The organism is Acetivibrio sp. (assembly GCF_035371925.1).
GTDB lineage: Bacteria > Bacillota > Clostridia > Acetivibrionales > Acetivibrionaceae > Hungateiclostridium.
This window is the reverse complement of sequence record NZ_DAORXT010000087.1, coordinates 1-12,244: the sequence shown is the minus strand read 5'-3', so window position 1 is coordinate 12,244 and position 12,244 is coordinate 1. Positions and strand designations below refer to the sequence as shown.

11 protein-coding genes and 1 other annotated feature are annotated in these 12,244 nt (G+C 39.0%); of the genes, 10 read left to right on the top strand and 1 reads right to left on the bottom strand.

Going from position 1 to position 12,244, the window contains the following annotated elements:
* The first annotated feature begins 271 nt into the window (after positions 1-271).
* The 7 genes from PLH43_RS10945 to PLH43_RS10915 all read left to right on the top strand — a co-directional run bounded on the left by PLH43_RS10945 (position 272) and on the right by PLH43_RS10915 (position 6,110).
* Positions 272-1,399 carry a hypothetical protein gene (locus tag PLH43_RS10945; protein ID WP_324363015.1) on the top strand — a complete coding sequence of 376 codons (1,128 nt, stop codon included), beginning with the start codon at positions 272-274 and terminating at the stop codon, positions 1,397-1,399.
* The gene (locus tag PLH43_RS10940; protein WP_324363013.1) at positions 1,399-2,637 is read left to right on the top strand and encodes a CpaF family protein; all 1,239 of its coding nucleotides are present in this window, start codon (positions 1,399-1,401) and stop codon (positions 2,635-2,637) included. The genes PLH43_RS10945 and PLH43_RS10940 overlap by 1 nt, the downstream gene beginning before the upstream one ends.
* A gap of 26 nt (positions 2,638-2,663) precedes the next feature.
* Positions 2,664-3,470, top strand: a complete 807-nt coding sequence (locus tag PLH43_RS10935; protein ID WP_324363011.1) for a type II secretion system F family protein — start codon at positions 2,664-2,666, stop codon at positions 3,468-3,470.
* A 13-nt stretch (positions 3,471-3,483) separates the two neighbouring features.
* Positions 3,484-4,353 (top strand): type II secretion system F family protein, encoded by an 870-nt coding sequence (locus PLH43_RS10930; RefSeq protein WP_324363009.1) that lies wholly within the window; start codon positions 3,484-3,486, stop codon positions 4,351-4,353.
* Positions 4,354-4,410: 57 nt separating this feature from the next.
* Complete coding sequence (locus tag PLH43_RS10925) at positions 4,411-4,632, top strand: Flp1 family type IVb pilin (protein WP_324363007.1); 222 nt, start codon at positions 4,411-4,413, stop codon at positions 4,630-4,632.
* 100 nt (positions 4,633-4,732) lie between these two features.
* Positions 4,733-5,434, top strand: coding sequence for a pilus assembly protein (locus tag PLH43_RS10920; protein WP_324363005.1), 702 nt, complete (start codon positions 4,733-4,735; stop codon positions 5,432-5,434).
* A gap of 46 nt (positions 5,435-5,480) precedes the next feature.
* Positions 5,481-6,110 carry an A24 family peptidase gene (locus PLH43_RS10915; RefSeq protein ID WP_324363003.1) on the top strand — a complete coding sequence of 210 codons (630 nt, stop codon included), beginning with the start codon at positions 5,481-5,483 and terminating at the stop codon, positions 6,108-6,110.
* 29 nt (positions 6,111-6,139) lie between these two features.
* Here the strand turns inward: PLH43_RS10915 and PLH43_RS10910 are convergent, their stop codons facing one another.
* Positions 6,140-7,711: a DUF6382 domain-containing protein gene (locus PLH43_RS10910; RefSeq protein ID WP_324363001.1), complete on the bottom strand. Its 1,572-nt coding sequence runs from the start codon at positions 7,709-7,711 to the stop codon at positions 6,140-6,142.
* A 276-nt stretch (positions 7,712-7,987) separates the two neighbouring features.
* Positions 7,988-8,219: a binding site (T-box leader), on the top strand.
* A 65-nt stretch (positions 8,220-8,284) separates the two neighbouring features.
* Here PLH43_RS10910 and hisS point away from each other — a divergent pair.
* The 3 genes from hisS to lepB all read left to right on the top strand — a co-directional run bounded on the left by hisS (position 8,285) and on the right by lepB (position 12,140).
* Positions 8,285-9,544, top strand: coding sequence for a histidine--tRNA ligase (gene hisS, locus PLH43_RS10905; RefSeq protein WP_324363019.1), 1,260 nt, complete (start codon positions 8,285-8,287; stop codon positions 9,542-9,544).
* Positions 9,545-9,578: 34 nt separating this feature from the next.
* A complete protein-coding gene (gene aspS, locus PLH43_RS10900; RefSeq protein ID WP_324362999.1) occupies positions 9,579-11,360 on the top strand; it encodes an aspartate--tRNA ligase in 1,782 nt (593 codons plus the stop codon).
* Between the two features lie 216 nt (positions 11,361-11,576).
* A complete protein-coding gene (gene lepB, locus PLH43_RS10895) occupies positions 11,577-12,140 on the top strand; it encodes a signal peptidase I (RefSeq protein WP_324363017.1) in 564 nt (187 codons plus the stop codon).
* Positions 12,141-12,244 lie beyond the last annotated feature (104 nt).

The window sequence follows — 12,244 nt, the reverse complement described above, 5'->3', positions numbered from 1 at the left end:
CAGGGTTCTGTAAGATTTTGTAAGGCAATTAAACTTGCAATTTAAATTTAACAAAAAAAATATTGAAATATATTGGATTTTGTAATATTTTATATTATAATATATCCTATCTTGATATTTTTTGCCTTAATTTATATATAAGCTTCTACTAATGTATGAATACAATATGTTTGAAATGCAGAATTCAAAATATGGAATGCAAAATGAGTTAAACTTTGTATTGCGGCGGAGCGCGTTGGTTATTAACAAGTAATAAAATGGGGGTAAATCGATGGCGGTAATTCATCTTGTAATTGCTGACAAAGATAGGGCTTATCTTGATAGTGTGGTTGACTTCATTTATTCAAAATACAATAACAGGTTTTATGTCCAGGCTTTTTCCTATGAGGATACCTTTAATGATTTTTTCAATAAAACAGCTAAAATTGACATACTTCTCATGAGCCCCGACTTTTACAGTGACGGGCTTGATTTGGGGAAGGTGGTTGCACCCATCGTGTTATCGGGTGGGATTCTCACAAAAGATATAAAAGACTGTGAGATAATCAGTAAATACCAGATGGGCGACAAGCTTGTCAGCAACATATTAAGCATTTTTTCGGAGAAAAGTAATTGCGAGTTTATCGCAGGCGACGGTAAAAAGAAAACCCGCCTTATTACCTTTTATTCCCCATGCGGCGGTGCAGGTACGTCAACTTTGGCTGCGGGCGTGAGTGCAAAATGTGCACAGAACGGATGGAATACTTTTTATCTCAATTTTGAAAGATTTCCTACTACAACTGCATATTTTAATGCCCATGGCAGTGGAGAGAGTCTTTCGAATATTTTGTTTTTTCTCAAGGAGAACAATAAAAACCTTGCCCTAAAAATAGAAGGAAGCAGGTCAATAGACACTGCAACAGGTGTACATTATTTTCTGCCTCCTGAGAATGTCTTTGACATAGATGAGTTGACATCCGATGAGATTAAGAGGCTTGTGGGGCAGCTTAAGGCAATGGAAAGCTATGATGTGATTGTAGCCGATATAGGTTCGGAATTGAGTGAGGAATGCCTATCGCTGATGGAGAGCAGCGACAAGGTGCTCTGCGTTTTGCCCTGTGACACTACGTCGAAAATTAAGCTGGAAACACTCCGGAAAGCCTTTGAGATTCTCGGCAAAAGAAAAGGTTTGGACTTTACGGACAGAATAGAGCTTATACTGAATAAATGCTTGAATTCGGGACTTTCCGATATTGAAAATCTTGCTTTCAACGGAAAGCCTGTTTCCCTCGTGATACCTTACATAAAAGGACTGGATGCAAGCTATGGAATAGAGTATTTGACAGGAGATTCAAATCCCTTTGGACATGCTGTAAGCCAGATAATTAACATATTACAAGGAAGTACGGGTGATTGCTGATGGAAATGGAGGAAAAGGAAAAGTTTGTTGCCCGGATACGAAAGCATATAAGCGATAACCTGGATTTGAGAAAAGACTTTTCGGATGAAGAGATAAAGGATGTTATTACAAATGTTGTTTTTGAAACGTCCAGGGATTATTACCTCAGTGTTGGGGAGAAGAAGGAAATTGCCGATGCAATTTTCAATTCCATGAGAAGGCTGGATGTTCTCCAACCCCTTATTGATGACAAAAGCATTACTGAAATAATGATAAACGGTCCCGATTCAATATTTATCGAAAGGAACGGAAGAGTTTCGAAGCTGGACGTTAAATTTGAGAATCGCCGGAAGTTGGAGGACGTAATCCAGACAATTGTGTCAAGGGTCAACAGGGCGGTAAATGAGGCATCACCTATAGTTGATGCGAGGCTTTCCGACGGTTCCCGTGTAAACGTGGTTTTGCCGCCGATAGCTTTAAATGGGCCTGTGGTTACCATAAGAAAGTTTTCGGAAAAACCCATGACGATAGAGCAGCTTATAAAATTCGGTTCGATTACCGAGGAAGTTGCCGGTGTGCTGGAGAGGATGGTCAAGGCAAAATACAACATATTTATATGCGGAGGTACGGGCTCGGGAAAAACCACATTTTTGAATGCTCTTAGCAATTTTATTCCCAAGGATGAGAGAATCATCACAATAGAAGACTCGGCGGAGCTTCAGATTATAGGGATAGAGAATATTGTCAGGCTGGAAACAAGAAATGCCAATACCGAGGGAAAGGGAGAGATTTCAATTAGGGATCTTATAAAAACTTCCCTTCGTATGCGCCCGGAAAGAATTATTGTGGGCGAGGTGCGCGGAAAAGAGGCATTGGACATGCTTCAGGCCATGAATACCGGACATGACGGTTCCCTTTCCACCGGACACGCAAATTCCACCAGAGATATGCTCTCAAGGCTTGAAACCATGGTGCTAAGCGGTGCTGAAATGCCTTTAGAGGCTATACGGCAGCAGATAGCTTCTGCACTGGACATAATTATTCATTTGGGAAGGCTCAGGGATAAATCGAGAAGAACCCTTGAGATTACAGAGGTTGTGGAATACAAGGACGGGGAAATTGTGTTAAATCCGCTTTATGAGTTTGTCGAAGAGGGAGAAACTCCGGAAAGACAGATAATCGGGTCTTTGAGAAGGACAAAAAATAAATTGGTTAACAATTTTAAATTCAAAATGGCGGGAATATCCGACGACTTTTAAATCAAGTTACAAGGAGGTGGGCATGAATGGAACTGGATTTGAAAAATAATGAATTGAAAGATGTGGCAGCCCAGCAAAATTACAGCGGTTTAGTTGATTACGGCGTATATGTTATGAGTTTTAAAGAGAAATTTTTATATTTTTTGCTTGCAGCGTTGGCTTTGTTTGCAATTGGGTATATTTTTTACCACAGTGTACTTTTGGCATTGTTCCTAACGCCGTTTGCGTTTTTATATCCGAAGAGAAGAACTAAGGACATTATTGAGAAGAGAAAGAATGAGCTTAATCTGCAGTTTAAGGACCTTCTTTATTCGCTTTCATCTTCCCTCACTGCGGGTAAATCGGTGGAGATGTCTTTTAAGGATGCGCTTAACGATTTGAGTATTTTATACCCGGACCCGGATACATATATTATTCGTGAAGTGGAGTACATAATAAGGAAAATCGAAATGAATGAAACTGTTGAAGACGCTTTGGAAGACTTGGCAAGAAGGTCGCATCTCGAAGACATACAGAACTTTACTGATGTTTTCAAGACCTGCAAAAGAACAGGCGGTAATTTGGTAAATGTGATAAGGAACTCAACCAACATTATCAACGATAAGATTGAGATAAAAGAGGAGATAAACACTTTGCTGGCGGCAAAGAAGTTTGAACAGAAGATTTTATCTGTTATGCCTCTTGTTATGATACTTATTCTGTCTTTAACTACGGAAGACTATATGATTCCTGTGTTTACTACAGTTATCGGCAGAATAGTTATGACATTCTCAATTCTTATAATAGCTGCAGGATATTTTATATCAAAAAAAATTATGGATATAAAGGTTTGATTGGGGAGGGCATATGATTGCAGGTGTTATAGTTTTCACTGTAATTCTGGTGGTTTTCAGCCTGTTGTTTCTCTTGTCGAGAAGCAAGTATGGCGATTATATTGAGCCATTGGACAAGAAGGAGTACAAATTAAGGAGCTTTATTCCTGTGGGGCTCTTTATTCTCGATATAATAAAATACAAGTATACTTCAAAGTATGACAGGAGGCTCCAGTCGAAAGTTGCAGAATTAAAGGGCATGAAGTATTCAATGTATTATTTGCAAATTCATCATGCCAACAAGATTGTTCTTATGATTTTAATTCTGCTTTTATTCTCATTGCTCTCTGCCGCAACGCAGGATGTGGCAACTGTAGTGTTTGGAATTTTGGTAGTGGCAGCTATTCCCTTTTTTATGGACAGGGAGCTTACCGAGAAGGTTAATAGAAGGAGACTTAGCATACAGATTGACTTTCCCGATTTTTTAAACAAGCTTATTTTGCTTGTAAACGCAGGAATGACAGTTTCCAGAGCTTGGGAGAAATCCGTAACCGATAATGACAAGGATACTGTTTTGTATCAGGAGCTGAGGGTGGTTTTGGCAGATATCCGGGGCGGCAAATCGGAGACAAGTGCATTTGAGGATTTTGCCAACAGGTGCAGGATTCCGGAGATAACCAAATTTGTATCGGTTCTTTTGCAGAATTTTAACAAAGGTAATGCGGAGATGATATCTATTTTGAGGCTTCAGGCCACAGAATGTTGGGAAATGAGAAAGCACGCAGCCAAAAGACTTGGGGAGGAAGCTTCTTCAAAGATGCTGTTCCCTATGATGCTTATGTTTATTGCGGTGATTTTAATTGTTGCCACTCCGGCGATTTTGACGCTGACTGGTGGCATGTAATCTAGGGAGAATAAAATTTCGGTAGCTGAGATTTACTTGTGAAAGGAGGTGAAGCAAATGCTGAAGCTTTTAAAGAGCTTTATTAAAGAAGAAGATGGTTTGGGCACAGTTGAAATAGTTATAATTGTTGCTGTTTTGGTAGCAATTGCCCTTATCTTCAGGAGGGCAATATATGACTTTGTTAGTGGCTTGGTAGAAAAGATATTTGGTAGCCCAGTAGGAGATGAAGCTACGCATGGACTGCCAGGGTCATCTTCGCCGGCTCCTAGTCCTACATAATTTGTGTATCAGTTTTTGATTGTATTAGGGCATGGGCTTATGCCCTAATAGACTCTTTTTTTGATTTAGTATTATATCATCGAACAAGAGGGCAAGTTATATGGGAAGTAAGAAGAGTTGGAAAAACTACAAAGGGCTTTTCAAGGATAATACAGGGAGCTTTACAGTAGAAGCGACTATAATTGTTTCTACTGTTATTCTAACCATGTTTGCACTTATTTTGGTTAGCGAATTTCTATATCAAAAATCATGCATCCAAACTATTGCGGACAGGACGGCGCAACGTGGAGCTGAAATCTGGAACTCTCCATCCAAGGACATGATTTTTGGGCAGATTGTATTGGATAATATGGATGACTTAGATCTGTATTGGAGAATATGGGAGTCGAAAAGCAGTAAAAGCAAGAAGGAAGAAAAAATTGAAAGCTATGCAGGGTATTTGTTGAAAGAATCAATTATCTTTGGTAAGCCCCTCGAAATGGAAATAACTTCGGGTATAGTGGAAGATTATATAGTATATAAAAAGCTGAGGGTTAGTGTAAAAGCCAAATATAAAAATCCGTTTTTGTCGCTCTTAAGAGTTTTCGGAATAAATAATACTATAACAATAAAAGCCCATTCGGATGCTATAATAAACGAACCGGTTGAATTTATCAGAACTACAGATTTTGCTGTTGATGTTGTCAGGGAAGTGGACAACAAAATGTTTGAAGGCAAAGGCGGCGAAATCGTAAAAAATGTTAGAGAAGGTTTCTCCAATATTTTCTTAAAGATTAAAGATTTCTTAAACAATGAAAAGTAAAATGAGGATAGTAAAAATAAAGCTATAACGACGGGGAAATGTGCGAATGATATATATTTTATTGATTTTCTTAGGGATTTTCTCAGCGGTTGTAATCAATCTTGCCACAGATTATGAAAAGTGTATGGACACCGGAAGATTAAAGTGGATTTTTAGCTATTTGTACAAAAAGCCTCCATATATAGCCATAACGGTGTTGACACCTCTTGCTTTTCTGCTTGTCTATCATAAATCGCAGACAAAACTTGAGGTGATTCGATACACTATTTTATATATATTACTTGCTTCCTCCTCTTTGAAGGACTATAATCAAAGACTTATATCCAATAAGCTGGTTGTTGCCGGAATAGTTTTGGGATTGGCTACGGCAGCTTTGGATGTTGATTCCGGAAAAATTATTCAATCAATAATTCTTTTTATTGCAATTGGTCTAATTATGTCGCTTATTACCTTTGCCACAAAAGGAGGAGTTGGAATGGGCGATACAAAGCTTATTGCAGTATCCGGTCTTTATACCGGACTTGCGGGCATATTATCCACCCTGTTTTATTCTTTTGTATTGAGCGGCATTACGGGAATAGCTCTTCTTGTATCAAAAAAGGCAAATTCAAAATCGAGGATACCTTTTATACCCTTCTTAACTTTGGGCTTTTTGATTTACCTTTTGCTTTTGTAACTCCTCCCATAACCGATATAATTTCTTTTTTACGGAATAATAAAAACATATTCACTGTTGGCAAAAGTAATTTTGTCATTGTTTTTTATTTCGTACTCTGTGTTTGCAGCAAGCCTCACACCATTGACAAATGTGCCGTTTCTGGAATTCAAATCTTTAACAAAGTATAGTCCGTTTCTTGATATTATTTCAGCATGTACCTTTCCTACTGCATTATTTTGACTTATATAGTCTACCTGGCTTTTCAGCCTTCCTATTATAAAGCTGGGTTTGTTGATTATTATTTGCTCAGTTACTCCGTTTGCTGTTCCTTGCAGGTAAGGGTATGAATTTGAGGTACCAAGATAAACAGTTTCCTCTATAGAGGGTGGAAAAATCACCGTTGTTTCATTTAAAGGGTTGGCAGTGCCCGATGTATTGTTGAAACTAAATTCCGGCTGTGAGGATGTCTTGCTTGATTGATTAGTGCTTTGAATATTTGGAACAGTTGTAAAATTCCTTTTTTCCATGTTTATTTGAGGCCGTGGAGCAGGCTTTTCCGCTACTTTTGAGACTACTTCAACTTTATTCTTTTCATTTAAAACCGTTTTCCAGATAGCATAGGTTATTGCTCCTGCCAAAATACCGATACCCAGTATGTTGACGACAGGCTCGTTTCCCAAAGAATCCATCGCTCCGGATGCTAAAAGCGCAATGGAGCCAACAACCAAAACTAACTGCAATATAGCACCGATTATTAAAACGCTGGTTTTATACTTCATTTTGACTACGGTTTTTTCCGCAGTATTTACTGTATGTACAGGTTTTGCAGGCCTTGCGGAAACAGGCGCCTGTGGTGCGGCCTTCGGAACACCGGGCTTTGGTATTTCCGATTTTGGCACATCCGGTTTTGGCACAGGGGATTTGGGAATGTTTTGCCTTGGTGCACTCGGCTTTGGCTGAGGCGCCATTGATTCGGCTTGCACAGGTACATTCTGTTCTTGTACGGCTGCTTTTTGCACAGCTGGCTTAGGTATATCCGACTCAGACTTCAAATCGTTTAATAATTTATTAAATTCCAAGATATTAAAGGTATCCGATTTCAAAAGATTCAGAATCCTTTGAAGGAAATTGTCGCTGTTGGTTTCATTTATATTTGCACTGAACATTATAAAATTTATGGCAAAATTTTTTAACTGTTCATTTACATTGTGTTCTATATTCAGCGGCAGATAGACCATAGATACTTCCATGGTGTTGGGATTTATGTAAATATAATCTTCGTTCAAAATATATGATTTGTCCGACAGTAAATAGTCTTTGGAGCTTAATATTGTTTTTGTTATATCCCTAAAAATGTTTATAAAATCATCCCTTTTCAGCTTGTTGCGCTTAAGATACTGTGATAAAGCCAGCTTGGACGTTATATTATAGTAGAAATTGAGCTTTGAATCTTTTTGCCTTATGTCCAAGGGTAAGATATTTTTGTTTGGATTGTTGGCAAGCATTTCAACCTGGTATAAAAGCACATTTTCACCGGCATCTGCGCTAACAACAAGAAAGCTTCCTGTGGCGCTGCTTTCATAATTGAATTCAAATTTCTTCAGGTAATCATTGACCATAGAATTTATATCCCCCTCGTTTATACTAAATTGTTGTGATGGTTAGTCTTAAATTTTACTTTTTATTGAAGATTGTTAAAGATATTTTACATTATTTATTAAAATTCTACATACGTATAATATTATTTTATCAGTTGTTTGGGTAATTTGGCAACTATTGATTTATATTGTTAAATATTATTTGGCTATTGACAATTGAGCTTTTGACAATTAAAATTAAATAATAATTGTAAATTAAGTAATCATAAATAGTGACAGTATTGTTATAAAATACTTTTAATAGCTATGAATGGGAAAAGTAGCCAATACTTCCTTCAGGGAGAGGGTGTCGTGACTGGAAGCACTCTCAGGAAAAAGGTTGGTGAAAGGACACCCTGGAGCTGGCGGGTTGAAAGTTTGCACACGATTAGGCCTGTCCGCAGGTTCTTGCGTTAAAGAATAAAAAGTGGGCAATTATACTATTGCCTATGAGGGTGGCACCGCGGGAAAACAGCCTCTCGTCCCTGGCATTTGTCAGACGGGGGGCTTTATTAATATTAATTTGTATAAAACATGGAAAATTGGAGGTTTATGATGTTAACACAAGCACCTAAAGGAACAAAGGACATTTTACCGTCTGAGATTCACAAGTGGCAGTATATAGAAAAGGAAATAGCAAAGCTGTGTGATGACTTTGGCTATAAGGAAATTCGTATTCCCGTATTTGAACATACAGAATTATTCCAACGGGGAGTTGGGGATACTACAGATATTGTTCAAAAAGAAATGTATACTTTTTTGGACAAGGGGCAGAGAAGTATTACATTAAGACCTGAAGGAACTGCAGGTGTTGTAAGGAGCTATATTGAAAATGGCATGGCGTCCCTTCCCCAGCCTGTAAAGCTGTATTACAACATTACGGCTTACAGGTATGAAAATGTGCAAAAAGGCCGTTACAGAGAGTTTCACCAGTTTGGAGTTGAGGCTTTTGGAGCTGCGGGGCCTTCAATAGATGTTGAGATAATAAGCATGCTGAGGTTATTCTTTGACCGCCTTGGCATAAACCAGGTCAGCCTAAATATAAACAGCATAGGTTGTCCTGTCTGCAGGGCAGAATACAATAAAAAACTTAAGGATTATCTAAGGCCCAACCTTGATAAACTATGCAGTACTTGCAATACAAGGTTTGAAAGAAATCCTCTTAGAATTATTGACTGCAAAGAGGAAGCTTGCAAAAAGATTACTGCCGACGCACCGGCACTTATAGATAATCTGTGCGAAGAATGTAAAAACCATTTTGAAGGGCTCAAGGCAGGGCTTGAAAATCTTGGCATTGATTATACTGTTGATAAAAACATAGTAAGAGGACTTGATTATTACACCAAAACCGTATTTGAATTTGTTTCGGGCAATATCGGCGCCCAGGGTACGGTATGCGGCGGCGGAAGGTATGACGGATTAATTGAAGCATGCGGCGGAAAACCTACACCGGGAATAGGTTTTGCAATAGGACTGGAGAGGCTTTTGATGGTTATGGAAAATCAGGGCATTAAGTTCCCGGAGCCGAAGGGCTTGGATATTTTTATTGCAGCATTAGGTGACAAGGCCAACAGCTATGCGGAGAAAATGGTTTATGAGCTTAGAAAAGAAGGATTTAGCGCACAGAAGGATTTGATGGAAAGAAGTTTAAAAGCGCAGATGAAGTATGCTGACAAACTGGGGGCAAAGTACAGTATTGTTCTTGGAGATGATGAAATTGACTCGGGCAAGGCAGTACTTAAGAATATGGAGACGGGAGACCAAAAGGAAATAAGTCTTGATACTTTGATAACAAGGCTGAAAATGTATTTATAACGAAAGCAATTTTTTAAATGGAGGGTATAAATATATGGGAGAATCTATTTATGGATTAAAAAGAACTCATATGTGTGCTGAGCTTAATGTGTCCGATGTCGGAAAAACCGTTACGGTAATGGGATGGTGCAACAAAAGCAGGAATCTTGGCGGAGTAATTTTTGTTACTTTAAGGGACAGAACCGGCATAATCCAAGTGGTGTTTAACAACACAACAGATCCTAAGATTTTTGAAAAGGCTGAGTCGGTAAGAGGCGAATATGTACTTGCTGTGGTGGGAGAAGTGGTGAAAAGAAGTCCTGAGGCAATAAATCCCAAGCTTCCCACGGGAGAAATTGAGATTATTGCAAAGGAATTGAGGATTTTAAGCAGTGCCGAGACACCGCCAATATACATTGAAGAGGATTCCGATGTAAACGAAGCTACCAGGCTTAAATACAGGTATCTTGATTTGAGAAGGCCGGATATGCAGAGGAACCTGATTTTAAGACACAGGGTGGCAAAAATTGCAAGAGACTACTATGACGAAAACGGTTTTATTGAGATAGAGACTCCGATGCTTACCAAGAGCACTCCCGAAGGAGCTAGGGACTATTTGGTACCAAGCAGGGTGCATCCAGGAAAATTCTTTGCATTGCCCCAGTCACCCCAGCTTTTTAAGCAGCTTTTAATGGTTTCGGGTTTTGACAGGTATATTCAAATTGTAAAATGCTTCAGGGATGAGGACCTTAGAGCTGACAGACAGCCCGAGTTTACCCAAATAGACTTGGAAATGTCTTTTGTAAATGTCGAGGATGTACTTACTATAAATGAAGGGTTTATAAAAAAGGTGTTTAAGGAAGCTATTAATGTTGACCTTGAGACTCCTTTCTTAAGAATGCCGTACAAAGAAGCCATGGAGAGGTTTGGAAGCGACAAGCCGGATATAAGGTTCGGATTTGAATTGGTCAACTTGTCGGACCTCGTGAAAAACTCCGGGTTCAAGGTGTTTGCAGATGCCGTCAAAAATGGAGGAAGTGTCAGGGCAATAAATGCGAAAGGCTGCGGCAGTAAGTTTAGCAGAAAGGAAATAGATGCCCTTGGCGAATTTGTAAAAACTTACGGTGCAAAAGGACTGGCTTGGATAGTTGTGGGAGAGAACGAGCTTAAATCTCCAATTACCAAGTTCCTCAGCGAAGATGAAACCAAGGCTATTTTGGAAAGGGTAAAAGCAGAGCCGGGAGACCTTATATGCTTTGTTGCCGACAAGAATGAGGTTGTGTTCGATTCATTAGGACAGCTGAGAGTTGAAATAGCGAGGAAGCTGGGCTTGCTGGACAGCAATGAATTCAAATTCCTGTGGGTAACCGAGTTCCCTCTCCTTGAATATGACGAAGAGGAGAAACGCTATGTTGCAAAGCATCATCCTTTCACATCTCCGATGGATGAGGATATTGAACTGCTGGATACCGACCCGTTAAAGGTTAGAGCAAAGGCTTATGACATTGTGCTAAACGGTACGGAAATCGGTGGAGGAAGTATCAGAATCCACAGCCAGGAGCTTCAGACGAAGATGTTCAATCTTCTCGGTTTTTCTGAAAAGGATGCATGGGACAGGTTTGGATTCCTTCTTGAAGCTTTCAAATACGGTACGCCTCCCCACGGCGGAATGGCATTCGGGCTTGACAGATTGGTAATGCTGATGGCGGGAAGAAGCAGCATTAGAGATGTTATTGCATTCCCAAAAGTGCAAAATGCATCATGTCTGATGTCAAATGCGCCGGATGCGGTTGAACCGAAGCAGCTTGAGGAGCTAAAAATTAAATTGGATTTATAATATTTTAGGACGAGGCAAAATTAGAGCATGGGTGTAAAAAAAACAGTTTACGCCTGTGTTTTTTTGCTGCCAATTTCAAGACAAGATTCATTCATAAAGTTATATCATCGTAATATCGTCACTTGAAAAATCGACTCAAATTATATACAATTTAATAATACAGTGTTTAAGAATTGGAGTAAGTGGGACATATACTTAAATATATGCAAGGGAGGAATAATTACGAAAGCCAATTCGTTTTTAAGAGAAGTTTTAGATTGGGCTGTTCACATAATAATTGCGGTATTGATAGGCTTGTTTATTGTGAATTTTGTTGCACAGATAACTATTGTAAACGGTAGCTCCATGGAGACGACACTTCAGGACGGTGACCGTCTCATTATTGAAAAAATCAGTCCAAGATTCGGTTGGCTGAAAAGAGGAGATATTGTAACTATAAACGATTATCCCGGATTGGACTCTGACAGAAAGCCAATAATTAAAAGGGTTATTGGTGTAGAAGGCGACAGGGTCGAAATCCGTGACGGAAAAGTATATGTTAACGGTGAAGTCCTGGAAGAAGATTATATAAACGTTGATGCACACGGTACCTTGGAAGCAAACATAAAATACAGTGAACTCTACGTCCCGGAAGGACATATATATGTATTGGGTGACAACAGGCTTCCGGGTCAAAGCAAGGACAGCAGGACATTTGGAACTGTAGACATAAAAGATGTTGGAGGAAAAGCTATATTCAGGTTTTTCCCTTTTAGCAAAATAGGCACTCTTAGAAAATAAAACATTATTGATGTTATTTACCATTTACTAATCGCAAAATTTGTTTAATAATACAATGATTGTCCCACAAAAAGCTAGAAAATATAAACAAATAGAGCAAAATA